We start from the raw sequence: 23,502 nt of genomic DNA on the forward strand, positions 1-23,502 counted from the left end.
AGCTTAGTCTTGGCCGAAAGCGCAGTCCAATATATATTTAAACATCATTTGATACTTTTGAAATATCAATCATGGAACTGCGCCATCTACGCTACTTCGTTGCGGTTGCCGATGAGCTCCACTTCACCCGCGCGGCCCAGCGCCTGCACATTGGCCAGCCTCCGCTCAGCCAGCAGATCCAGGCCCTGGAATCCGAACTGGGCGTGCGGCTGCTGCGCCGCCACCAGCGCAAGGTGGAGCTGACCGAGGCCGGCCGCCAATTCCTGGGCCGCGCCCAACGCATTCTGGCCGACGCGGAACTGGCCGCGATGGAAGCCCGGCGTGCCGCGCGCGGCGAAATCGGAGAGTTGAGCATAGGCTTCACCTCCTCTTTGCCGCTGTCCCCCATCCTTCACACCGGCTTGCACGATTATCGCCAGCGCTTTCCGGAAGTGCGGCTCAAACTGCGCGAGATGTTCACCACAGACCAATACCAAGCCTTGCAACAACGGCGACTGGACATCGGCTTCGTGCGCTTCAACGGTCTGGAGCCCATGGAGGACATCGCGATGGTGGAATTGCAGCGGGACGCTTTGCGGGTGGTGATCAGCGCTGATCATCCGCTGGCGGGCCTGCCGGCGCTGCGGCTCGAGCAATTGCGCGGAGAGAGCCTGATCGGCTATCCCCAGGAGGCCGGCACCGGCTTGAATACGGTGCTGCGCGAACTGGCGCGCCGCCAAGGCATGGACTGGCGGCCGCGACAGGAGGCGGGCGAGGCGATCACCCAAATCGGCCTGGTGGCCGCCGGACTCGGCATCGCCATCCTGCCCTCTCCGCTGGAATGCGTGCGGCTCCCCGGCGTGCGCTATGTGCCGCTGTTGGACGAGGGCGCTTATCTGGCGATGGGCTTGGCCACCCGTCTGGACGAAGATTCGCCGCTGGTGGCCCAGTTTCTCAATTTGATGCGCGAGCGCTGGCTCAACGACCGCCGCTGACGTCCAGCAAGCTGCCTGTACAGAAAGAGCTGGCGTCGGACAACAGCCAGACAATGGCGGCGGCCACCTCCTCAACCGCGCCGCCGCGCCCCATCGGCACGCTGCCGGCCAGGCGCTCCACCCGGCCGGGCTCGCCGCTGGCGGCATGAATGCCGGTATGGATCAGCCCCGGCCGCACTGCGTTGACGCGGATGCCTTCGGCGGCCACCTCCCGCGCCAGGCCCAGGGTCAGGGTATCGATGGCCCCCTTGCTGGCGGCGTAATCGACATACTCTCCGGCCGAGCCCAGCCGCGACGCGGCGGAAGAGACGTTGACGATGGCGCCGCCAACGCCGCCATGGCGGGTGGACATCCGGCGCACCGCCTCGCGACAACAGAGAACGGGGCCCAACACATTGCTGCGCAAGACTTGCTCCACCCGTTGCGCCGAGTAATCCTCCAGCCGGCCAATTGGCGCGGTGACGCCGGCATTGTTGACCAGCGCGTCCAGGCGGCCAAAATGCGCCGCCACCGCGTCGAACAAGCCCACGATGTCCGCCTCGAGCGAGACATCTGCGCAAAACGCTTCGGCGTCCGCGCCCGCTTGCCGCAGCTCGGCCACAACCGCCTCCGCTCCGGTTTGGTCAAGGCGGTAATTGACTGCAACGCGCCAGCCCTCTACTGCCGCCAGGCGCGCGGTCGCCGCGCCTATGCCGCGCGAAGCGCCGGTAATCAACACCACTTTGACGCTCATCTTCACCCCTTGCGCATGAATTGCTGATGCCAGCGCGTGCGCGCGCCGCGCGCCGCGCCGAAACGCTCCGCCAAGCGCTCTCCGTCTCCCGCCGCCAGCATTTGACGCAATTGGTCCAAACCGGCGCGATAGCGGTCGAGTTCCTCAAGCAAGGCGTCCCGGTTGGCCAGGCTGATGTCGGTCCACATTTCCGGATGGCTGCCGGCAATGCGAGTGAAGTCGCGAAAACCGGTGGCGGCGAAATCAAAGCAGCGCTCGGCGTCGGCCTTGCCCGCCACCATGTCCACATAGGCGAAGGCCAGCAAGTGCGGCAGGTGGCTGACGGTGGCGAACACCGCGTCGTGCTCCTGCGCCGTCATGCAGTGGATTTCCGCGCCGCAGGCGCGCCATAGCGCCGCCACTCGCTCGGCGACGGAAGGCAGGGTCTCCGGCAACGGCGTCAGCACGACTTTGCGGTTTTCGTACAAGCCGTACTGCGCGGCGGCGGCCCCGGATAGATCGGAGCCGGCAATGGGATGCGCCGGCACGCAATGCGCCAACTGGTCCGGCAGATGCCGGCGGTACAGCTCCACCACGTCGCCCTTGGTGCTGCCGGCGTCGGTAACAACCGTCTCCGGCCGCAGCCGCGGCGCCATCGCCGCCATCAGCGCGCCCATCTGCCCCACCGGCGAGGCCAGCAACACCAGATCGGCGCGCCCGGCCACCTCGGCCAAATCCTGGCTGATTTCGTCCACCACGCCCAGTTCCAGCGCCCGCTCCAGGTTTTCCCGGGTGCGGCCGACGCCGATCACATGCCGCGCCATCCCGGCGCGCTTCAGCGACAGGGCGAACGAACCGCCAATCAGGCCCACGCCCACCACCACCAGGGTATCCATCCCTTGCTGCACCGCTTCTCCTCTATCCATCGCCTTGGAACCTAGAACGGCTATCATACCTGCCTAGTGTTGGCTGACAACCACTCCGTTGCGACGCATCAAGCGCGCGCCCTGCATAGGACATCCGATGAGCTACAGTTTTTATTGCTATTTCAAGGTCGACACGGACAACGCGCCCCTGCTTGCGCGGCTGCGGGCGCTGCAAGCCGGCGTTCTGGCCCGCGCTGGCGTCGCCGGCCGCCTGCTGCGTCGACGCGACGACGCCGGCACCTGGATGGAAGTTTATGAGGAGATAGCCGACGCGGACGCTTTCCGCCGCGTCTGGCAGGAGGTCAGCGCCGAATGCGGACTTGCGGCCTTAAGCCGCCATGAGGAGTGGTTTCAGCCGCTGGATTAAGAAGCTGTTCACGATCCGCTGCGCGTTGTGGGGCGTGACACGGTGAGTATCCCTTCGAAATGCACACGCACCGTGTCAGCCGTTTTCAAGGCGGTATCGCCGAAGCGCAGCAGACTTTGAACTGGTTCTAAGAGCCTGTTCACGATCTCGCGGGCAAGAGCGAGGCAAGGCGAAAACGAGCGAAAAAGCGGAATGGTCGAGTGGTACATGAGCATTTTGAGCTTGTTTTTAACGCCGTATCGCCGCAGCTCAGCAGATCGTGAACAGGTTCTAAGAAATCGGCCAGCTCAGGGTATCTACTGGCCGCGCCAAGTGAAATCCCTGGACAAAGTCGCAACCGGCGGCGCGGGCGATGTCCAGTTGCATCTCGCTTTCTATGCCCTCGCCCACCACCTTGGCCCCGTGCAGCTTCAGGATGGCCACCAACTCGGCCAATTTGTCTCGCAACGCCGGCCGCATCAAGGCACGCCGCATCAGCACCTTGTCCAACTTGACGTAATCAGGCTCCAGCAGCCACACCCGTTCCAGATTGGACGCGCCCTGGCCAAAGTCGTCCAGGGAAATCAGGAAGCCCAGATCGCGGTAGCGTTGCACCGCGCCATGCAGCCGCACCGGATCGCTGACCGCGTCCTCGACAATCTCCAGGCACACATGGCTAGGCTGCACGCCCAGCAGTTGCAAGACCTCGGCGAAAAACTGCCCATGCGCCTCGTTAACGTTCACCAAGTGCTGGGCATTGACGTTTAGCGACAGCACCAGGCCCGGCGGCGGCGCTTGCAACAAGAAATTGAGCAGATGCAGACAGCGCAGCTGCCGGTCCACATACACGGTGCGGCGCGGCGTGGTTTCCGCGGCGAACAGCACCGTGGGAATCAATTGCCCCCCAAAGCGGTCCGACACCCGCGCCAGCGCCTCCACCGACCACAACTTCGGCTCGCCGTCCTGCAAACGGAACACCGGCTGGAAGACGCTGCGAAAGCGCCAGTCCTCATGCTGTCCGCGCACGCGCTCATCACGCCAGGACAAGGGCTCCTCCTCGAAGCCATGCCGCGCCAGCATCTGATTCAAGCGCGGCAACGCCGCCTGCGCGCGCGGCGCGCCCAGGTCCCAAACCGCCACCTCACACTCCGCCATCGCCGACATCGCGCCTCCCGGCATGCGCCAAGAAAACAAACAAGAAAAAGGCCGAACATCGTTCGGCCCAAACAGGATACGAGAGAAACCTGCATGCGGTTCCATTGAACCGGCAAACAGAAAAAGGCCGGCTTTCAGGCGACAGCGCCGCCGAAAGCCGCCAGCGCTCTACTGCGCCAGAAAGACCGGCTCAATATACATGGCTCTCTTTATCTCTAAAAATAATTAAATGCTCGTTGTATAGTTCGCATAAATCTATGAGTCGAATTCAGGCTTGCTGCGAAGCCGGCTTGGCTTCCGCCTCGTCCGTCTCCCCCGCCGGCCTTCCCATGATGCGGTCCAGCCACAACGCGATCACGCCGTCGCCGGTGACGTTGCAGGCGGTGCCGAAACTATCCTGCGCCAAATAGAGCGCAATCATCAGGGCCAGGCTGGCCTCGGGGAAATGCAACATGCTGGCCAGGATGCCCAGCGCCGACATCACCGCGCCGCCCGGCGCGCCCGGCGCCGCCACCATGGTCACGCCCAAGAGCAGGATGAAGGGGAACATCACATCCCAGCTAGGCACATCCAGGCCGGCCGTCATCAACATCACCGCGGTGGCGCAAGTCACCAGCGTGATGGTGGAACCGCACAGGTGGATCGTGGCGCATAGCGGCATCACGAAATCCGCCACCGGGCCGGAGACTTTCATCTGCTTGGCCGAGCGCAGCGCCACCGGAATCGTCGCCGCCGACGACATGGTGCCCAACGCGGTCAGGTAGGCCGGCAGCATATTGCGGATCAAAGACCAGGGGTTGCGGCCGCTGGCGAGGCCCGTCACCGTGTACAGCAGGGTCAGCCAGATCCAATGCATGGCGATGGCCAGCACCAGTACCACGCCAAAGGTCTTCAGCGTGGAGAACACGGAGCCGTCGGCCGCCATCTCCGCGAAAACGCAGGCGATATAGGCAGGCAACAACGGAATCAGCACTTTTGCCAACACCAGTTCGACGATGTCCTTGCCTTGATCCACCACTTCCTTGAGGCGCTGCGCGCGGGTGACGGCGATGCCCAGGCCAAACACGAAGGCCAGCATCAAGGCGGTCATCACGTCGAACAGCGGCTTGATCTCCAACGTGAACAAGGCCTTGATCGCCGCCGGCTTATCGGTGGCGTGCACGCCCTGAGCGATCAGCGACGGCAGCACGCCGGAGGAGACGGCGAAGGCCGCCAAACCGGACAGAATAGTGGAGCAATAGGCCAGCCCCACGGTCCAGCCCAGCATCTTGCCGGAGTTGGACTCCAACGCGGCGATGCCGCTCATGATGTAAAACACGATAATCAGCGGAATCATGAAGCCGATGAACTGCCCGAACAGGGCTTTGAAAGTCATCAGCAAGGCCAGCGGCCCATCCGGGGCCCATAGCCCCAGCGCCAGGCCAACCGCCATGCCGGCCAGTAGTTTAAGGATCAATTTCACGGCAACCTCTCTGAGCTTGGTCTTAATGTTGTTCGCGATCCGCGCATGCGCTTGCCGCCATGCCCGGTCCGGACACGGCGCGCCAGTCGGAAGAATGGAATCCGCCCGGCAAGGGCGGCTTGGACAAGAAAGCAGACGCGGTCTGGGCAGGCCTGCCGACAACGCCGGGAACTGCCCTCCCGGCGCCAGGCTTCAACCTTCAGGCTTGAAGCGACAGGCTGTGTTGCAGGGCTCGCAGCAGCGGATGAGGTGTCCAGTTGCGCTCGCCCAAGCGGGTAATCTGCCAGATACCCATCAGGCTATTGGAGAGAAACACCGCATCGGCGTCAATCAAGCGCGACGTGGAAAGTCGCGTTTCAGTAAAAGAGCGTCCGATATCCAAACAATACGCGGTCAACCAATCCCGCACCGCTCCGTTCACACCGCAACGGTCCAACCTCGGCGTGACGATCGCTTCGCCTTCCAGCACGTAGACATTGCTCATCGTGCCCTCGGCCACCCAACCCTCCATGTCCAGCATCAGGCCCTCGGCGACGGCGGGATCTTGCCACTCAGAGCGCGCCAGCACGTTCTCCAGCCGGTTTAGGTGCTTGATGCCGGCCAAAGCCGGCTGCAAGGCCAAGCGGGTTTCGCACCAGCGCGCCGTCACGCCCTGTTCAGATCGCTCCGGCGGATAGCCGTTCCAGGCCGCGGCGCTGACGATCCGAGTGCAGGACGGGGCCTCCGGCATCGCATAACCGCGCGCGCCTGCGCCGCGGGTCAGCATAATCTTAGCCGCTGCGCGCGGCAGGCCGTCTCCCGCCGCGGCCAGTTCCGCCAGCAGCAAGCTCTCCTCCGGCGGGGGCAGGCGCAGCCTGCGCGCGTCGTCGCACAAACGCGCGTATTGCCACGCCCACAACCTGGGCTTGCCCTCTCTCAGCTCCAGCGTCCGAAACACGCCGTCGCCGTAGGCCAGGCCGCGATCCGCAGCAGCGACCCCCTCGTCGGCGCGGCCATTGATCAGCATCGCCATCAGGCCTGCTCCACGCCCAGCGCCCGCAGCAGGCCGCGCGCCTTGTGGCGGGTTTCCTGCAGTTCGCGCTCGGGATCGGAATCGGCGACGATGCCGCCGCCGGCGCGAAAACGCAGCGAGGCGCCCTCTTGCATGAAAGTGCGGATCAGGATGTTCAAGTCCATGCTGCCGTCACGGTTGAGGTAGCCAAGGCTGCCGGTATAGGCGCGCCTAGCGCTGTTTTCCAGTTCGCGAATAATTTGCATGGTGCGCACCTTGGGGCAGCCGGTGATGGTGCCGCCGGGAAACAACGCACGCAGCGTGTCAGCCGGACCCACGCCGGAACGCAGGCGGCCTCGAACATTGGATTCAATGTGATGAACATAAGCGTAGCTTGCCACGGCCATCAATTCGTTGACCTCAACGCTGCCGGGCAGGCAAATACGCCCCAGATCGTTGCGCTCCAGATCGATCAGCATCACATGCTCCGCCCTCTCCTTGACGCTGGAAATCAACCGTTGCTTCAAGGCGGCGTCTTCCACCGGGTCCTTCGAGCGCGGATGGGTGCCGGCGATCGGCCGCGTTTCCGCCCATCCCTCGCTCACCCGCACCAGTCTCTCCGGCGAAGAGCTGACGATCTGCGCGTCGCCAAAGTCCGCCAAGGCCGAAAACGGCGCCGGGTTGGCGCGGCGCAGAGCGGAGAACAGATCGACGGCGGCCACGCCGGCTTCCAGCTCGGCGCGCCAGCCGCGCGAAATATTCACCTGGAACACATCGCCTTCGTAGATGTAGCGCTTGAGACGGACGACCGCGTCGGTGTACCACTGCGGCGGATCTTCCTCCAAACCCCGCAGGGCCACCGGACGCGGCGCGAACACCGGCGCAGCTTGGGCCAGGCTCAACGCCCGCTGCCACAGTTCGGCGCTTTCCGCCACGATCCAGCCGCAGCCCTCGCGGCGATCCACCAGCACCGCGGCCGGGGTGCGCGCCAACGCCGCCAGCGGAAAGCTGTCCGGCAACGCTTCGGGCACGCTGGGCTCGAACTCGGACAGCAGATCGTAGCCCAGGTAAAGAAAATGCCCGCCGACAAAAGGCAGTTGGTGGCGGTTATCGACCGCTTGCGGCTTGAACTCCGCCAAGCGACGCAGGAAATCGCCGCCTTCGCCCGCGTAAAACAGCTCGCGCCCGTCTTCCAGCAACAAAAGATCCCAGCCAGTGTCCCCGGAGGACATCATCAAGTAGGGAAAGGTTTGCGGATCCGCCGCATGCATCGCCAGCAAGTCCGGCGCAAAATCCAGTTTCTGAGTGAACATCGAGAAAGTCCCGGGCCGGCAGCCCGGCGCAGCTTGCCGCCCGCTTTGACCCGGACGGCGTGAAAACAAAGAAAAACCGCTGCGAGTGTAGCGCAGCGGTTCGGGCTGTCAATCGACAAGACTACGATCAGACGCGCTTGAACACCAGCGTGCCGTTGGTGCCGCCGAAACCGAAGGAGTTGGAGATGCCGATATCGATCTTCATCTCGCGAGCGGTATTGGCCACGTAGTCCAGATCGCAGCCGGCCTCCACATCCTGATCGTGCAGGTTGATGGTGGGCGGCGAAACCTGGTTGTGCACCGCCAAAATGGTGTAGATCGCCTCCACGCCGCCAGCGCCGCCCAGCAAGTGGCCGGTCATCGACTTGGTGGAGTTGACCACCAGCTTCTTGGCGTGGTCGCCAAAGGCCAGTTTGAGCGCCGTGGTTTCATTGGCGTCGCCCAAAGGCGTGGACGTGCCGTGAGCGTTCACGTACTGCACTTGGTCGGCGTTGATGCCGGCGTCGCGCAGCGCGTTGCTTATGCCGCGCGCGGGACCCTCGGCGCTGGGCGCCGTGATGTGGTGGGCGTCCGAACTCATACCGAAGCCGATCAACTCGGCGTAGATCTTGGCGCCGCGTTTGACCGCGTGCTCATAGTCTTCCAGCACCAGCACGCCGGCGCCCTCGCCCATGACGAAGCCGTCTCGGCCCTTGTCCCAGGGACGGGAAGCCGTGGCCGGGTCGTCGTTGCGCGTGGACAAGGCCTTCATCGCGGCGAAACCGCCGATGCCCAGGCGGGAAACCGCGCCTTCGGCGCCGCCGGCCACCATGACGTCTGCGTCACCGTACTGGATCATCCGCGCCGCATCGCCGATGCAATGCGCGCCGGTGGTGCAGGCGGATACGATGCCGTAGGTCGGACCCTGATAGCCTTTCAGGATGGATACCTGGCCGGCGATCAAATTGATCAGCGAGCCCGGAATGAAGAACGGGCCGATCTTGCGCGGGCCGCCTTCCTGCAAGGCCACGCCGGTTTCCTCGATCAGCGGCAAGCCGCCGATGCCGGAGCCGATGTTGACCCCGACCCGGGTCTTGTCCAGGCCCGGAATATCATCCAGCCCAGCGTCCGCCACCGCCTGCAAGGCCGCGGCGATGCCGTAATGGATGAACAGGTCGTTGCGGCGGGCTTCCTTCGGCGAGATATAGTCGCTGATCTCAAAGCCCTTCACTTCGCCCGCGATCTGGCAAGCCATGTCGCTGGCGTCGAAACGGGTAATCTTGGCGATGCCGCTGTGGCCGGCCAGCAAATTGGCCCAACCGGTGGCGACGTCGTTGCCGACCGGGGACACATGGCCCAGGCCGGTTACTACAACTCTGCGTTTTGACACGAAGAATCTCCGTGAGAGATGGGAGGGCAGTCTCCCGACGAGACCGTCCACGCATTACGATGCCCTACGGTTTGGCAGGGATCAAACGCGCGTTTGGCATCCTCTTGGCAAAAGACCTCTGCGAAGAGACCAGAAGGCTCCGGGCAGAGGTCCTAATACCCCTCGAAAGGGAAGGAATTACTTGTTCAAGTGAGCAGTGACGTAGTCGACGGCTTGCTGAACGGTGGTGATCTTCTCGGCCTCTTCATCCGGAATTTCGCACTCGAACTCTTCTTCCAGAGCCATTACCAGCTCAACGGTGTCGAGGGAGTCGGCGCCCAGATCGTCCACGAACGAAGATTCGATTTTCACTTCGGCTTCGTTCACGCCCAGTTGTTCGGCAACGATCTTCTTAACGCGCGCTTCGATGTTTTCCATTTGTTTAAACCCTTGACCTTTCTGATTCGGGATAACAAAACCCCGGTATTCTACAAAAAAAAATTAGAGCAGCCTACCTAAATCTCCAGGCGGGCCGCAAGCTCGTTCACGGCATCAACATGCCGCCGTTGACATGCAGCGTCTGGCCGGTGATATAGCCAGCGCGATCCGACGCCAAAAATGCGGTGGCGTCGGCGATATCCTTGGCGTCGCCCAGGCGGCCCAGGGCAATCTGCTCGACCAGCGCCGCGCGTTGCGCTTCCGGCAGCGCGCGGGTCATGTCGGTATCAATGAAGCCGGGCGCCACGCAATTGACGGTGATGTTGCGGCTGCCCACTTCGCGCGCCATCGACTTGGTGAAGCCGATGATGCCGGCCTTGGCCGCAGAATAGTTGGTCTGGCCCGGATTGCCGGACACGCCCACTACCGAGGCGATATTGATGATGCGGCCGAAGCGCGCCTTCATCATGCCCCGCAGCACAGCCTTGGACGCCTTGAACACCGATTTCAAATTGGTGTCCATGATGTCGTCCCAGTCTTCGTCCTTCATCCGCATCAGCAAGCCGTCGCGAGTGATGCCGGCATTATTGACCAGGATCGCGATTGCGCCGAATTCTTTCTCGATGGATTCGACCAGCGCGTCGATCGCGCCGGCCTCGGTCACATTCAGCACCCTGCCGGCGCCGCCCTGTGCGGACAGACGCTCATGGATGCTCGCTGCGCCGGCCTCGCTGGTTGCGGTGCCGATCACCACGGCGCCTTCGGCGGCCAGCGCCGCGGCGATCGCCGCGCCGATGCCGCGCGATGCGCCGGTGACCAATGCCACTTTGCCTTGCAGGCTCATTGCAGTCTCCTTATCGTTATTCCCGGCCCCGTCTTGGCGAGGCCGCATTACATTCAGTTCAGTTCGCCGCGAGCGGCTTCCAGCGCCGCCACATCAGTCAGCGCCAGACATTTGACGTTACCGTCGATGCGCTTCGCCAAGCCGGCCAATACCCTGCCCGGCCCGCATTCCGCCATCTGCGTCACGCCATCGGCGGCCAGCTTCTGGATGGTCTCGGTCCAACGCACCGGCATGTACAACTGGCGCGTCAGCGCGTCGCGAATCTGCGCCGGCTCGGTGTAGCTGGCGACGTCTGCGTTGTGCAGCACCGGAATGGCCGGAGCGCTGATGTCCGCCTGTTCCAGCGCCGCGGCAAGCTGCTCCGCCGCGGGCCGCATCAGCGCGCAATGCGAGGGCACGGACACCGGCAAGGGCAGCGCGCGCTTGGCGCCGCGGGCCTTGCACTGCTCCATGGCCCGTTCCACCGCGCCTTTATGCCCGGCGATCACCACCTGGCCCGGCGAATTGAAATTGACCGCTTCCACCACTTCGCCCTGAGCCGCTTCCGCGCAAGCGGCGCGGATGTCCTCGTCGGACAAGTTCAGGATGGCGGCCATCGCGCCGACGCCCACGGGCACCGCGGATTGCATCGCCTCGGCGCGCAGACGCACCAGTTTCACCGCTTCGGCGAAGGGCAGCGCCGCCGCCGCCACCAAGGCGGTGTATTCGCCCAGGCTGTGACCGGCCACCAGCGTCGGCTGCCGGCCGTTCAACTCCTGCCAGGCCAGGTAAGTGGCGTAGCCGGCGGCCAGCATGATGGGCTGGGTGTTGACGGTGGCGTTGATCTCGTCGGCCGAGTCCGCCTGCAGCATCGCCCACAGGTCGACGCTCAAGGCGTCCGATGCTTCGTCAAAAGTGTGTTTCACCACGGGCAAATCGGCAAAGCCATCCATCATTTTCAAGCTTTGCGAGCCTTGGCCCGGGAACAGAAATGCAAACGCCATAGTCGACTCCTGAGAATTCGACGCAAGAATGACGCAAACCGGCGACGTCTGCCAAGCCTAACGATCAAATATCGCTCAGACTAGTGACCTCACGGTCAGCCGTCGGCGGCTTGCGCGCCAATGTTTGGATCAGATCTTCAACAATACAGCGCCCCAGGCGAAACCGCCGCCTATACCTTCAAGCAATACGGTCTGGCCCCGACGAATGCGCCCGTCGCGCACCGCGCTGTCCAAGGCCAGCGGAATCGATGCGGCGGAAGTATTGCCCTGTTGCGGCAATGTGACGATCACGCGGTCCATCGGCAAGCCCAAATGCTTGGCGGTGGATTCGATGATGCGCAAATTGGCCTGATGCGGCACCAGCCAGTCCACTTCGCTCTTGTCGACGCCGGCTTCCGCCAGCGTCTTGACGGCGATGTCGGACAAGGCCTTGACCGCGAATTTGAACACAGCCGGGCCATCCATGTGCAGATAGGGCATGCCCTGGATCTTGCCGCCTGAAATCTGGGCCGGGGTGTTGAGAATGTCCTTGTAGCGCCCATCCGCCGCCAGCTTGGCGTGCAGGATGCCCGGCTCGTCGGAATCGCCGAGAATCACCGCGCCGGCGCCGTCGCCGAACAGCACACAGGTGCGGCGGTCGTCCCAATCCAGCACCCGCGACATGATTTCCGCGCCCACCACCAAGGCGCGACGGGCCATGCCGCTCTTGATGTAGTTGTTGGCGGTTACCAAGGCGAACATGAAGCCGGCGCATACCGCCTGCACGTCAAACGCCGCGCAGCCGGGAATGCCCAGTTTTTCCTGCAGCAAACAGGCTGTGCTGGGGAAAACCATGTCGGGAGTGGTGGTGGCGACGATGATCAGATCGATCTCGTGCTTGTCGATGCCCGCGCTCTGGATCGCGGCTTCCGCCGCCTTGAGCGCGAGATCGCTGGTTTTGTGTTCCTCTGCCGCAATATGGCGCGCGTGGATGCCAGTGCGCGAGACTATCCACTCGTCGCTGGTATCCACGCGTTCGGCCAACTGCGCATTGGTGAGCACCTGCTCGGGCAGAAAGCTGCCGGTGCCTAGAATGCGGGAATAGCCCATGGTTGTCAGTTCGCTTCCGCCTCGGACTGCTTGAGATTATTTAATTGGTGCGCAATCCGGTCGGCGATGTGACCAATCACGTCGGAGCCGGCTTCCTCGCAAGCCTGCTCCAGCGCGTAACGGAATCCTGTGACATCGGTCCCGCCGTGGCTTTTCACCACGATGCCGCGCAGCCCCAGCAAGCTGGCGCCGTTGTAGCGGCGAGGATCAATGCGTTTCTTGAAGAGCTTGAGCACCGGCAGCGCGGCCAGCGCGCACAAGCGCGTCCACCAACTGCGGCCAAACTCTTCTCTCAGGAACACGGCGAACATGTGAGCCAGCCCCTCAGCTGTCTTCAAAGCCACATTGCCGGTGAAACCGTCGCAGACTACCACATCCACCGTGCCTTTACAGATGTCGTCGCCCTCCACGTTGCCGTGGAAATTGAGTTCGGACTGGCGCAGCAGTTCAGCGGTCTTCTTGATATTGTCGTTGCCCTTGATGTCTTCCGAGCCGATGTTCAGCAGGCCCACGCTAGGAGTGGCGATGCCGCTAAGGCACACCACCAGTTCGGACCCCATGATGCCGAACTGCAACAGTTGTTCTGGAGTGCAATCGACGTTGGCGCCCAAGTCCAGCACGCAAGACAAGCCCTTGACGGTGGGCAGCATCTTGGCGATGGCGGGCCGGTCGATGCCGGGAATGGTCTTGAGCACGAAACGCGCGGTCGCCATTAGGGCGCCGGTATTGCCGGCGGACACGGCGGCCTGAGCCTCGCCTTCTTTGACCAGATTGATGGCCACCCGCATCGACGAGTCTTTCTTGTTTTTCAAGGCGAACTGAGGCGCCTCATCCATGCCCACCACTTGGGTAGCGTGCTGGATGCGGATGCGTTCACGCGCGACGCCTTGGTGCGCGTCCAGTTCCGCCTCTAGGGCAGGCTGGTCGCCAACAAGAATCAAACGGGTGTCGGGATGGTTCTGCAGGAATTGGATCGATGCAGGGACGGTAACCTTGAGGCCAACGTCACCGCCCATTGCATCAACCGCGACGGTGATAGTCATCAACGAGTGCGGTAATAGTGCTGCCTAATCAGTGAGGAAAGTAGGAAAACGGGGAGATTACTCGCCCTTGGTCTTCACAACTTTGCGGCCGCGGTAAAAACCGTTCGGGCTGATGTGGTGGCGCAGGTGTGCTTCACCGGTGCTGGCTTCTACGGCCAATGCCGGGGCGGTCAGAAAATCGTGTGCACGATGCATGCCGCGCTTGGACGGGGACTTTTTGTTCTGTTGAACAGCCATGGTCGACTCCTAAGAAATTCAAGTAGATTCGGTTCGAATCCGGGTTTTACTCGGACTTGGGTCTCTTAAGCGCCGCCAGCACCGCAAACGGATTGGGCTTGTCAGCCTTGGCGAGCGAGAGAGTTTCCCTGCCGCAATCGTCGTGTTTCGGCGACAACGGCAAGCCCATAATGATTTCGTCTTCGATCAGCGCAGTCAGGTTCAGTTCCGGTTCGGCGATGATCGCGTCCAGCTCTTCGTCTTGCTCGCAAGCTTCTTCCAGCTTGTCCGGATCGGTAAACAAGGTGACCACCGAATCGGTGTCCAGGCTGTACGGCATGCTTTCCATGCAGCGCTGGCAAGTCACTTTGAGTTCCGCCGACAAATGAAGACGCAGCGACAAACGGTTCAACCGGTCGCGAAAACCGTCCAGGGCGTATTTTACTTCCCCGGAGGCGTCGGACAGGTCGCTGTGCACACGCTCATCCAGCTCGCCAACCGGCAGTTTGCCGGCTTGCGAACGCCCTTCCCGGGCGAACTTGAGCGGATCGATCAAAATCGGTTTAGACATAAACCTCGCATGGTACAATCCATTCCCCTGATTTGTCAAAAGAAACAAGGAGCCCTCCGCGCGCGCCGCCAGGCCGCCCCGGCTCCGCAACAAGCGACGTCCACACCATGCAGATCGTACTGGCCTCCACTTCCCGCTATCGCCAAGAAATCATCGCCCGTCTGGGCCTGCCCTTCCACGCCGAACCGCCGGTGTGCGACGAAACCCCGCTGCCGGGCGAAACCGCGCTGGAAACCGCGCTGAGGCTGGCGCGCGCCAAGGCGCAATCGCTGGCGGAGAAGCATCCGCAAGCGCTGATTATAGGTTCCGACCAAGTGGCTTTGCTTGACGGACAGCAGATAGGCAAGCCAGGATCGTTTGAAAACGGCGTCAAGATGTTGCAATGGATGAGCGGCCGTACCGTCGTCTTCCATTCGGCGCTGGCCTTGTATAACAGCGCCGAAGGCCGCCTGCAGGAAACGGTGGGCATCACCCGCGTTACCTTGCGCGAGCTGAGCGAAGCGCAAATCCGCAACTACCTGGAACGCGAACCGGACGCGCTGCACTGCGCCGGCAGCGCCAAGAGCGAAGGCCTGGGCGGCGCGCTGCTGGAACGCGTGGAATCCGACGACCCCAACGCGTTGATCGGCGTGCCCTTGTTCAAATTGATTACGATGCTGGCCAACGAAGGCGTGGAGATTTTGCGATGAGCGGCACCCTGTTTCTAATCCCCGCCCCCTTGGGCGACGAATCCATCGCCTGGCTGCCCGAAGCCGAACGCGCCAAGGTGCTGCACCTGACCCGCTTCGTGGTGGAGGCCGAAAAAACCGCGCGCAAGCATCTGAAGGCGCTGGGCGTCAGCGCGCCCATCCGCGAACTCGCCATGAGCACGCTGAACGAGCACACCCCGGCCGCCGACGTGGCCGCCTTGCTCCAACCTCTGCTGGACGGCCACGACCTCGGCCTGATTTCCGAAGCCGGCTGCCCGGCGGTGGCCGACCCCGGCGCGCAACTGGTGGCGCTGGCGCACGAACGCGGCTTGCGAGTGGAGCCCTTGATCGGCCCCTCCTCCATCCTGCTGGCGCTGATGGCCAGCGGCGCCAACGGACAGTGCTTCGCCTTCCACGGCTATCTGCCGGTGGACGCCGCGGACAAGGCCAAAATCGTCAAGGAACTGGAGCTGCGTTCGCGCCAGCGCAACGAAACTCAAGTCTTCATCGAAACGCCGTACCGCAACAACGCCTTGCTGCAACAGCTGCGGGACACGCTGTCCCCCGCCACCCGGCTGGCAGTGGCTTGCGACCTGACTTTGCCGAGCCAGACCATCGTCAGTCGCCGGGTCAAGGACTGGCCCAAAGACGCGCCGGATCTGCACAAACGTCCGGCCATTTTCATCATTCACGCCGCCTGAGCCCGCCCATGGCCAAAATTCCGCCGCTGATCCACTCCCTGCTGGATACCGATCTTTACAAGTTCACCATGCTGCAAGTGGTGCTGCACCAGTTCCCCGCCTCGCACGGAGAGTACGAGTTCAAGTGCCGCAACCGTCCAGACATGCCGCTGACCCAGCTGAAGAAGGAGTTGGAAGCGCAACTGGACTGGCTGTGCCAGTTGCACTTCACCCAGGAAGAGCTGGCCCATCTGCGCACGCTACGCTTCATCAAGAGCGATTTCGTCGATTACCTGGAGCTGTTCCACCTGCAGCGGCGCTTCATCACTGTGTCCTGCCAAGACGAGGAACTGGTGATTCGCATCAAGGGCCCGCTGGTGCAAGCGATGTTCTTTGAAATCTTCGTGCTCGCCATCGTCAACGAACTGTATTTCCGCCGCCTCGATTCAGCCGAGGTCCGCGCCGAGGGCCTCCGCCGGCTGGAAGCCAAGATTGCCGTGCTGGAACGCTTCCGCGACAGCGAGGCCGAACAGCAACGCTTCCCCTTGCTGATCGCCGATTTCGGCACCCGCCGCCGCTTCAGCCGGGAATGGCAGCAGCACGTGGTGGAGCGCCTGAACAACGCGCTGCCGGACATTTTCCGCGGCACCAGCAATGTTTATCTGGCCTGGAAACTGGGCATCACCCCGATAGGCACCATGGCGCATGAGTTTTTCCAAGCCTTCCAGGCGCTGGGGGTGCGGCTGCGCGATTTCCAGAAGGCGGCATTGGAATCCTGGGTGCAGGAATATCGCGGCGACCTCGGCATCGCGCTGACCGACGTGGTGGGCATGGACGCTTTCCTGGCGGACTTTGACCTTTATTTCGCCAAGCTGTTCGACGGCCTGCGCCATGACAGCGGCGACCCCTATCAATGGGGCGAAAAGGCGATCGCGCATTACCGCAAGCTGCGCATCGACCCGGCCACCAAAATGCTGACCTTCAGCGATGGCCTGAGCGTGGACAGCGCGCTGGACCTGCACCGCCACTTCAGCCCCAATATACAAGTCAGCTTCGGCATCGGCACTCATTTCACCAACGACATGGGGCTTGAGCCACTGCAAATCGTCCTCAAATTGGTCAGCTGCAACGGCCAGCCGGTGGCCAAGCTGTCCGACAGCCCGGGCAAGACCATGTGCAGCGACGAAACCTTCCTCGCCTATCTGCGCCAGGTGTTCAAGGTGGCGCTGCCAACCTGAGAGCGCACTCAAAGTCCGCTGCGCGTCGGAAGGGAAATTGTGCGATGAGCGCCGGCTTCGAAATGCTCATGTACCACGCGCACATTCCGCTTTCTCAGCCGTTTTCGCCTGTCTCGCCCTAGCTCGCGAGACCTTGAACAGGCTCGGAGCCCTCCTCGAACGCCAGCGCGCTCAGCACTTGCCGGCGCGCCGGTTCTGGCAACCCTTCGCCGGCCAGCGCGACCGTCTGCCTGCCCAAGGCTTGATAGACGGCGCGCAGCTCGCCGTCGTCCATCGCCTGCAAATGCAGGGCCACCGTCGACGCGTCGCCCCGCGCGATCGGCCCGGTCAAGGCCGCTTGCGGCCCTAGCGCCAACGCATTGCCCAAGGTCTGCCGCATCAACCCTCCCAGCAAAGGCGTCAACAATTCTTCCGGCACGCCGCCCTGGCAGGCTAAACGCCGCGCGATGGCCATCAGCGTCACTAGATAATTGGACGCCACCGACAAGGCCGCGTGATAGGCCGGTTTGCCGCCGTCGGCCAACCGAAACGGCAGGCCGCCTATGGCCTGCGCCAGCGCCCGCAAAGCGGCGCACGCCTCGGCATCGCCCTCCAGCGCGCACAGCACGCCGGAAAACCCTTCAAGCGCGACAGCGGGATCGGCGAAGGAAAATGCCGGATGCAGGCTGCCGATATGCGCGCCGCGCGCCGCCGTCGGCCGCAATAATTCGGCCCCGCTAACGCCGCTGGCGTGAAACACCACCGCGCCGGACGGCACGCCGGACGCGGCCAGCCGCTGGGCACAATCGGCGATCGCCGCATCCGGCACCGCCAGCAGATAAAGATCGGCGGCGGCCAAATCCGCCCACTCCGTCACCGGCCGGCCCATGCCGATGAAGGCGCAGGCGGCGGCGGCGGAGTCCATATTGCGCGTCATCACGTCCTGCACGCTGTAGCGGCCGGAACGCCGCGCCAACGCCGCCAAGGTCTTGCCCAGGCGCCCCGCGCCTATGATGTTGATCCGAATCACGCTCCCCCCCTGAATATCTCAACCGCCTGGGCGAGACCCGACCCGGGCGCAGACAAAAAAACATCGTTGCACGATAATGCGGTGCATGGACGCCGCGCATCGGCGACGCCTGCCTCCGGAGAGATCTCACCATGAAGCTCGCCGTTTTTCTCGGCGTCATCGCCGCCGTCTTTCTCTACCTGATCACGCTATACAACGCGCTGATCAATTTGAAGCACCAGTTGACGCAAAGCTGGGCCAATATCGATGTCACCCTCAAACAGCGACACGACGAGTTGCCTAAGCTGGTGGAGGTGTGCCGGCAATACGCCCAGTTCGAACAGGAAACCCTGACTCAGGTAATGGCCGCCCGCGGCGCGGTGGCCGATTCCGCCCGGGCCCGGGATCCGGAAGCCCTCGGCGCAGCGGAAGGCCGCCTGCACGGCCTGATCAGCCAGCTGTACGCGGTGGTCGAAGCCTATCCGGCGCTGCAGGCGGATCAGCAATTCTCGCAATTAAGCGCGCGCATCAGCCAACTGGAAGAAGCGCTGGCGGATCGCCGCGAACTTTACAATGAGGCGGTCAAACTCCACAACGCCCGCATCGAACAGTTCCCCGATGTGCTGCTGGCCCGATTATTTCACTTCCCGCCGGCCCGGCCCCTGCGTTTTGCCGCCGCGGAAACCCGCGACGTGGACATGAAAGCGCTGTTCGCGCGCGACTGACATGCCGGCGCTCCCCTCTGTGCTGCAAGTCCTGGGGCTGACCCTGTATCTGCTGGCCGCAGCCATATGGCTCCTTGGCGGAGAAGCCCGCCACGGCCTGCTGATCGCGGCCATCGTCGGGCTGATAAGCTGGCGCATGAACTACCGCCATTATCGCCAGGTGGCGGACACGCCCACCTCCAGGCTGGGCAGCGCGGCGTTGGGTCAGGTCGAATTATGCGGCCGGGCCCGCTGCCATCCCGGCGCGCCCAACTACAGCCCCTTAAGCGGCCGGCGCTGCGCTTGGTATCGCTGCTGGCGCGTAGACGAGCGCCGCAAGCTGGACTGGGATGACTGGCTGGCCTGGGCCTTACAACGCTCCAACCGAATGGCGACCAGTACCAACCCGCCGGAAATCAGCAGCGACGACAGCTTCCTGCTAGTGGACGGCGACGCGGAAGCCACCATCCTCCCCGGCACCGCGCAAGTGGTCGCCCGCCACCGGCGCCGCTGGCACGAAGATGGCATGCTGCTGATAGAGGAATGGATAGACGAAGACGAGGCCATCTATGTCCGCGGCCAGTTGCGACGCCTGGATTTTCGCGCCACCGCCCTGGACTTGCGCCTGGACATCGGCGCCAAACTGGCGGAATGGAAAAACGACAAGGAAGACCTGTTGCGCCGCTTCGACCTGGACGGAGACGGCCAACTCAGCGAACAGGAGTGGTCGCTGGCGCGCGCGGCGGCGCAACGCGAAGTCATCGCCCTGCAGCAGGAACTGGCGCGACAGCCGGCCTCCTTGCTGCTGAGCGGCGATGAGCAAAGCGGGCCGCTCATCATCACCACCTTGTCGCCGGAGCAAAGCGCGCGATGGTTCCGCCGCCGAGCCTGGCTCCACACCGCCGTGGCGTTTGCCTGCGTATTGGGCTGGCTCAAGCTGGCTCGGCTCTAAAAACCTGCTCAAAGTCTGCTGCGCGTCGGCGATACGGCGTTAAAAACAAGCTCAAAATGCTCATGTGCCACGCGTACATTCCGCTTTCTCAGCCGTTTTCGCCTTGCCTCGCCTTAGCTCGCGAGATCGTAAACACGTTCTAAACCTCTATACTGAAACCAGAGCAATCGCCACGCGGCAGGAGCGCACATGATCCGCCTAATCTATAGCAGCGCAGCCCACCACCCGGTTTCAGCCGAAACCATGCATAAGCGCATCCGCCATTTTCGCGACTACAACCAAAGCCAGGGCATCGCCAGCGTGCTGCTGATGCTGAACGACGACTTTCTGCAAATACTGGAAGGCCCTGAAGAAAACATCGATGCGCTCTATCAACGCATCGCGCGCGACCCGTTGCACCATCAACTGACTTTGCTGTCGCGCGAGGAGATCGAACACCCCATTCTGGCGAACCATCCGCTGGAATACCTTGCTCCGGTGCCGCAAGCCGATGGCAAACCGCTATCCGCGGCCGCCATCGCCCGAGACGCCGGCTGGACGCTGCACGGCAAGGTCCAGCATGTGATTCAAAGCTTTCTCGACGGCAAATGGCATCACCACCTGCCCAACGGCATGAATCCGCAAGTGCTGCACCGCGGCTGAATCCATCTATATATAGTGTCTTCGCGATCAACCGCGGCTTGCACAACCCCCTCTTCGGCCCTCCATCTTGCCTCACACATCCGCAAACAAGCGTTACCGCGCCGCAGCAGTGAGCGCCTGGTCGATGTCGGCCAGAATGTCGTCGATATGTTCGATGCCTATCGACAAACGCACCATTTCCGGCCGCACCCCGGCGCGCAATTGCTCATCAGCCGACAACTGGCGATGAGTGGTGGTGGCCGGGTGGCAGGCCAGCGATTTGGCGTCGCCGATATTCACCAGCCGGGTCACCAGTTGCAAAGCGTCGATGAAGCGCCCGCCTGCCGCCGCGCCGCCCCGGATGCCAAAGGACAGCACACCGGAAGCCCGGCCGCCGAAGTAACGCTGGGCAAGGTGGTGGTCCGGGTGATCTTCCAGCCCGGCGTATTCAACCCACTCCACCGCAGGATGAGCTCGCAGATGCTCGGCCACTTGCTGCGCGTTGGCGCAGATTCGGTCCATGCGCAACGCCAGTGTCTCTATGCCTTGCAAAATCAGAAAGGCGTTGAACGGCGCCAGCGCCGCTCCCATATTGCGCAAGGGCACCACTCGCGCCCGCGCGATATAGGCCGCCGCCCCCAGCGCTTCCACATAGTTGACGCCGTGATAGCTGACGTCCGGCGTGTTCAAGCGTGCGAAGCGCTCGGCATGCTCGGCCCAAGGGAAACGGCCGCTATCGACAATAGCGCCGCCTATGCTGTTGCCGTGTCCGCCCAGATATTTGGTCAGGCTGTGCACCACGATATCGGCGCCGTGCTCGAACGGTCGGCATAGATAAGGCGACGGCACCGTGTTGTCGACGATCAAGGGCAGACCATGGCGATGCGCTTGCTCGGCGAAAGCGGCGAAGTCGACCACATTGCCCAGCGGGTTACCAATGGACTCGCAAAACACCGCCTTGGTGCGCGCATCCGCCTTTTCTCCTATTTGCTCCGGATGACGGTGACTGACAAAGCGCACCTCGATGCCTAGCTGCGGCAGCGTGTGGGCGAATAAATTGTAAGTGCCGCCATACAGGGTGCTGGTCGCGATGATGTTGTCGCCGGCCTCGGCAACAGTTTGTATCGCGTACGTGATCGCCGCCATGCCGGAAGCCACCGCCAGCGCGCCAATCCCGCCCTCCAGCGCAGCCACCCGCTTTTCCAGCACATCGGTGGTCGGGTTCATGATGCGGGTATAGATATTGCCCTGCACTTTGAGATCAAACAGATCCGCACCGTGCTGAGTGCTGTCGAATGCGTAGCTGGTGGTTTGGTACAAGGGCACCGCCACCGCCTTGGTTGTCGGATCCGGCGCATAGCCGGCATGCACTGCCAGGGTTTCCAGCTTCATCTTGTCGGTCCTTCCTTCTATTCAGGGTAAGTGGCATACCGTTCGCCCATGCCACCCACCTACCTTAACCGGGAACCAAGACCAACAAAAGAAGCGAAACCTAACACCGCCAAACCAAACAATCTATGCGGACGCAAGAACAGACTGCAAACCTCGTACAACTTCAAAACAGACAAAATAAAACAAAACATATTTTACAAACAACAAGTTAGCACTCACAGCCAATAGCATATATTCAAGTACCCATCTCTTTTCAAGCTATTTACATAGACATCGCTTTCTATTATGATTCGATTGTGAATTCGTTCCGATGTGCGTCTTGCGGCATCGTGAATTCTCTTCAAGTCACGTTGATTTTTGAGCCCGCTCCTCGCGGGCTTATTTTTTTTCACCTCTCCGAATCATTCCATTCTTCCTCTCACCGCCGATACCCCTTTAGCATAAGGCTTTCCGCCAGCAAGTGCGTTTTTACAACACTTGCACGCAATGAGCCATTTTCATGATTTACCCATTTACTTCATTGGCTTAGCAAGACATTTCCATGTAAAACCACACATACAAAGCAACAATTGGTTGTTGATTTGCAACACCGCATTTACCTAAAAGTTGCATTTACACAACTTAGCCAATAGCATTTGCTCACATTCCTAAACCCATATAAAAGGATGACTTGACCATGAAAAAGAGTCTGATCGCCCTGCTGGTAGCTACTCTGCCGGCTGCAGCTTTCGCTGACGTGACCATCTACGGCAAAATCAAAGGCGGCGTTGAATACGTTGACAATGGTTCCACCAAGCAAACCAACATCGACGACCTGGGTTCCCGTATCGGCTTCAAAGGCAAAGAAGACCTGGGCAACGGTCTGAAGGCTATCTGGCAAGTTGAAACCGGTTTTGGCATTGATGGCACCGGTAAAGCAAATGATGACGGCTCCGCTAATAGCAGCAGCGGCACCTTCGCCAACCGTAACTCCTTCATCGGCTTGCAAAGCGATCTGGGTACCGTTCGTCTGGGCAACGTGTCCAACTTCCTGGACAGCGACATGGGCATCGTTGACAGCTGGGAATACAAGAACGACGCACTGGGCCTGGGCGTATTCACTCGCGACGGCACCCGTCTGAAGAACTCCGTACGCTACGACCTGCCGAGCATCGCTGGCTTCAGCGCTGCCCTGCAATACGGCACCAAAGAAGACAAGAGCACGAACACCAAAGCTCGCGAAACTTCCATCGTTGGCTTGGGCTATGAAAACAGCGGCTTCTTCGGCAAATACGCTTACATCCATGAAAGCAAAGCGCTTGTTGATGGCATAAAAGACAACACTGGCATGTCTTTTAACGTGAACCAGACTGCTAACGATAAGCATCGCTTGGAAGTTGGTTACAACGCCAACAACCTGCTGGTTGCCTTCGGCTACCAACAGCAAAAAGGTGGTGTAGATATCGTTGGTTGGAGCAAATACGTAACTCCGGGTTTTGTTATTCCCGGCAACTTTGACGGCAATACCAAAGTTAAAACTCGCGAATACGCTCTGACTGCTGCCTACACCCTTGGTGCTTTCACCCCGAAATTCACCTACGCTCATGGCGACAAGGTTGAAGCAGGCGGCGTGAAACTGAACGACACCGGCTACAACCAGTACGTACTGGGTGTTGACTACGCGATCTCCAAGCGCACCACCTTCGGCGCGCAATACGGTCAGATCGACGTTAAAGGCGGCGTGAAGGATGCCAACAAAGATCTGAAGGCTTTCGGCCTGAACATGATCCACGCGTTCTAATTTGTCGGTTCGACGCAAGAACCTACGAACATGAATGAGAAAAAGGC

The 23,502-nt window shown here is 61.8% G+C and carries 25 protein-coding genes; 9 read left to right on the forward strand and 16 right to left on the reverse strand.

Features of this window, described 5'->3' with window-relative positions:
* Positions 1-71: 71 nt before the first annotated feature.
* Positions 72-974: a LysR family transcriptional regulator gene (locus DXT74_RS19985; protein ID WP_194426848.1), complete on the forward strand. Its 903-nt coding sequence runs from the start codon at positions 72-74 to the stop codon at positions 972-974.
* On the opposite strand, the gene DXT74_RS19990 is transcribed toward DXT74_RS19985, so the two are convergent.
* Both DXT74_RS19990 and DXT74_RS19995 read right to left on the reverse strand, forming a co-directional pair.
* A complete protein-coding gene (locus DXT74_RS19990; protein ID WP_081546180.1) occupies positions 958-1,707 on the reverse strand; it encodes an SDR family oxidoreductase in 750 nt (249 codons plus the stop codon). The two genes, DXT74_RS19985 and DXT74_RS19990, sit on opposite strands and share 17 nt — an antisense overlap.
* Positions 1,708-1,709: 2 nt before the next feature.
* The gene (locus DXT74_RS19995) at positions 1,710-2,639 is read right to left on the reverse strand and encodes a prephenate dehydrogenase/arogenate dehydrogenase family protein (protein ID WP_231138232.1); all 930 of its coding nucleotides are present in this window, start codon (positions 2,637-2,639) and stop codon (positions 1,710-1,712) included.
* Positions 2,640-2,709: 70 nt separating this feature from the next.
* Between DXT74_RS19995 and DXT74_RS20000 the strand changes: the two genes are divergently transcribed.
* On the forward strand, positions 2,710-2,979 hold the full coding sequence (locus DXT74_RS20000; protein WP_043635846.1) for a DUF4936 family protein: 270 nt from the start codon (positions 2,710-2,712) through the stop codon (positions 2,977-2,979).
* A 270-nt stretch (positions 2,980-3,249) separates the two neighbouring features.
* Here the strand turns inward: DXT74_RS20000 and DXT74_RS20005 are convergent, their stop codons facing one another.
* From DXT74_RS20005 to DXT74_RS20060, 12 genes are all read right to left on the reverse strand, one after another.
* Positions 3,250-4,122, reverse strand: a complete 873-nt coding sequence (locus DXT74_RS20005) for an EAL domain-containing protein (RefSeq protein WP_194426849.1) — start codon at positions 4,120-4,122, stop codon at positions 3,250-3,252.
* A gap of 259 nt (positions 4,123-4,381) precedes the next feature.
* Complete coding sequence (locus DXT74_RS20010; RefSeq protein ID WP_114153768.1) at positions 4,382-5,575, reverse strand: dicarboxylate/amino acid:cation symporter; 1,194 nt, start codon at positions 5,573-5,575, stop codon at positions 4,382-4,384.
* A gap of 199 nt (positions 5,576-5,774) precedes the next feature.
* Positions 5,775-6,587, reverse strand: coding sequence for an aminodeoxychorismate lyase (pabC, locus tag DXT74_RS20015; RefSeq protein WP_194426850.1), 813 nt, complete (start codon positions 6,585-6,587; stop codon positions 5,775-5,777).
* Positions 6,587-7,879 (reverse strand): aminodeoxychorismate synthase component I, encoded by a 1,293-nt coding sequence (locus tag DXT74_RS20020; protein ID WP_043635854.1) that lies wholly within the window; start codon positions 7,877-7,879, stop codon positions 6,587-6,589. Before DXT74_RS20020 ends, pabC begins: the two co-directional genes overlap by 1 nt.
* Before the next feature lie 127 nt (positions 7,880-8,006).
* Entirely contained in the window at positions 8,007-9,248 is a 1,242-nt protein-coding gene (gene fabF, locus DXT74_RS20025; RefSeq protein ID WP_039756356.1) for a beta-ketoacyl-ACP synthase II, read from the reverse strand.
* A gap of 177 nt (positions 9,249-9,425) precedes the next feature.
* Positions 9,426-9,665, reverse strand: a complete 240-nt coding sequence (acpP, locus tag DXT74_RS20030) for an acyl carrier protein (protein WP_019103041.1) — start codon at positions 9,663-9,665, stop codon at positions 9,426-9,428.
* A 106-nt stretch (positions 9,666-9,771) separates the two neighbouring features.
* On the reverse strand, positions 9,772-10,509 hold the full coding sequence (gene fabG / locus DXT74_RS20035) for a 3-oxoacyl-ACP reductase FabG (protein ID WP_019103321.1): 738 nt from the start codon (positions 10,507-10,509) through the stop codon (positions 9,772-9,774).
* A gap of 53 nt (positions 10,510-10,562) precedes the next feature.
* Positions 10,563-11,492 carry an ACP S-malonyltransferase gene (fabD, locus tag DXT74_RS20040; protein ID WP_019103320.1) on the reverse strand — a complete coding sequence of 310 codons (930 nt, stop codon included), beginning with the start codon at positions 11,490-11,492 and terminating at the stop codon, positions 10,563-10,565.
* Between the two features lie 129 nt (positions 11,493-11,621).
* Complete coding sequence (locus tag DXT74_RS20045) at positions 11,622-12,581, reverse strand: beta-ketoacyl-ACP synthase III (protein ID WP_019103319.1); 960 nt, start codon at positions 12,579-12,581, stop codon at positions 11,622-11,624.
* 5 nt (positions 12,582-12,586) lie between these two features.
* Positions 12,587-13,624: a phosphate acyltransferase PlsX gene (gene plsX / locus DXT74_RS20050; RefSeq protein ID WP_194426851.1), complete on the reverse strand. Its 1,038-nt coding sequence runs from the start codon at positions 13,622-13,624 to the stop codon at positions 12,587-12,589.
* Between the two features lie 57 nt (positions 13,625-13,681).
* A complete protein-coding gene (gene rpmF, locus DXT74_RS20055; protein ID WP_011136965.1) occupies positions 13,682-13,861 on the reverse strand; it encodes a 50S ribosomal protein L32 in 180 nt (59 codons plus the stop codon).
* 46 nt (positions 13,862-13,907) lie between these two features.
* Entirely contained in the window at positions 13,908-14,411 is a 504-nt protein-coding gene (locus tag DXT74_RS20060) for a YceD family protein (RefSeq protein ID WP_043591833.1), read from the reverse strand.
* Between the two features lie 107 nt (positions 14,412-14,518).
* On the opposite strand from DXT74_RS20060, the gene DXT74_RS20065 reads away from it, so the two are divergent.
* Genes DXT74_RS20065 through pncB form a run of 3 tightly spaced genes read left to right on the forward strand, consistent with a single transcriptional unit; the run spans position 14,519 to position 17,018 of the window.
* Positions 14,519-15,100, forward strand: a complete 582-nt coding sequence (locus DXT74_RS20065) for a nucleoside triphosphate pyrophosphatase (protein WP_043591835.1) — start codon at positions 14,519-14,521, stop codon at positions 15,098-15,100.
* Positions 15,097-15,801, forward strand: a complete 705-nt coding sequence (locus DXT74_RS20070; RefSeq protein WP_081546160.1) for an SAM-dependent methyltransferase — start codon at positions 15,097-15,099, stop codon at positions 15,799-15,801. The genes DXT74_RS20065 and DXT74_RS20070 overlap by 4 nt, the downstream gene beginning before the upstream one ends.
* Before the next feature lie 17 nt (positions 15,802-15,818).
* Positions 15,819-17,018 (forward strand): nicotinate phosphoribosyltransferase, encoded by a 1,200-nt coding sequence (pncB, locus tag DXT74_RS20075; protein WP_039756072.1) that lies wholly within the window; start codon positions 15,819-15,821, stop codon positions 17,016-17,018.
* 118 nt (positions 17,019-17,136) lie between these two features.
* Here the strand turns inward: pncB and DXT74_RS20080 are convergent, their stop codons facing one another.
* The gene (locus DXT74_RS20080) at positions 17,137-18,027 is read right to left on the reverse strand and encodes a Rossmann-like and DUF2520 domain-containing protein (protein ID WP_194426852.1); all 891 of its coding nucleotides are present in this window, start codon (positions 18,025-18,027) and stop codon (positions 17,137-17,139) included.
* Between the two features lie 131 nt (positions 18,028-18,158).
* Here DXT74_RS20080 and DXT74_RS20085 point away from each other — a divergent pair, with 131 nt between their 5' ends.
* The 3 genes from DXT74_RS20085 (at position 18,159) to DXT74_RS20095 (ending at position 20,304) form a co-directional block, all read left to right on the forward strand.
* On the forward strand, positions 18,159-18,731 hold the full coding sequence (locus DXT74_RS20085) for a LemA family protein (protein ID WP_194426853.1): 573 nt from the start codon (positions 18,159-18,161) through the stop codon (positions 18,729-18,731).
* A 1-nt stretch (position 18,732) separates the two neighbouring features.
* Positions 18,733-19,662, forward strand: a complete 930-nt coding sequence (locus DXT74_RS20090; RefSeq protein WP_194426854.1) for a hypothetical protein — start codon at positions 18,733-18,735, stop codon at positions 19,660-19,662.
* 189 nt (positions 19,663-19,851) lie between these two features.
* The gene (locus DXT74_RS20095; protein ID WP_081554249.1) at positions 19,852-20,304 is read left to right on the forward strand and encodes a BLUF domain-containing protein; all 453 of its coding nucleotides are present in this window, start codon (positions 19,852-19,854) and stop codon (positions 20,302-20,304) included.
* Between the two features lie 93 nt (positions 20,305-20,397).
* On the opposite strand, the gene DXT74_RS20100 is transcribed toward DXT74_RS20095, so the two are convergent.
* Positions 20,398-21,675 carry an O-acetylhomoserine aminocarboxypropyltransferase/cysteine synthase family protein gene (locus DXT74_RS20100; protein WP_081546152.1) on the reverse strand — a complete coding sequence of 426 codons (1,278 nt, stop codon included), beginning with the start codon at positions 21,673-21,675 and terminating at the stop codon, positions 20,398-20,400.
* A gap of 676 nt (positions 21,676-22,351) precedes the next feature.
* Here DXT74_RS20100 and DXT74_RS20105 point away from each other — a divergent pair.
* The gene (locus tag DXT74_RS20105) at positions 22,352-23,455 is read left to right on the forward strand and encodes a porin (RefSeq protein ID WP_194426855.1); all 1,104 of its coding nucleotides are present in this window, start codon (positions 22,352-22,354) and stop codon (positions 23,453-23,455) included.
* Positions 23,456-23,502 lie beyond the last annotated feature (47 nt).

The sequence above is a fragment of the Chromobacterium sp. Rain0013 genome, from assembly GCF_015291765.1.
Taxonomy (GTDB): domain Bacteria; phylum Pseudomonadota; class Gammaproteobacteria; order Burkholderiales; family Chromobacteriaceae; genus Chromobacterium; species Chromobacterium haemolyticum.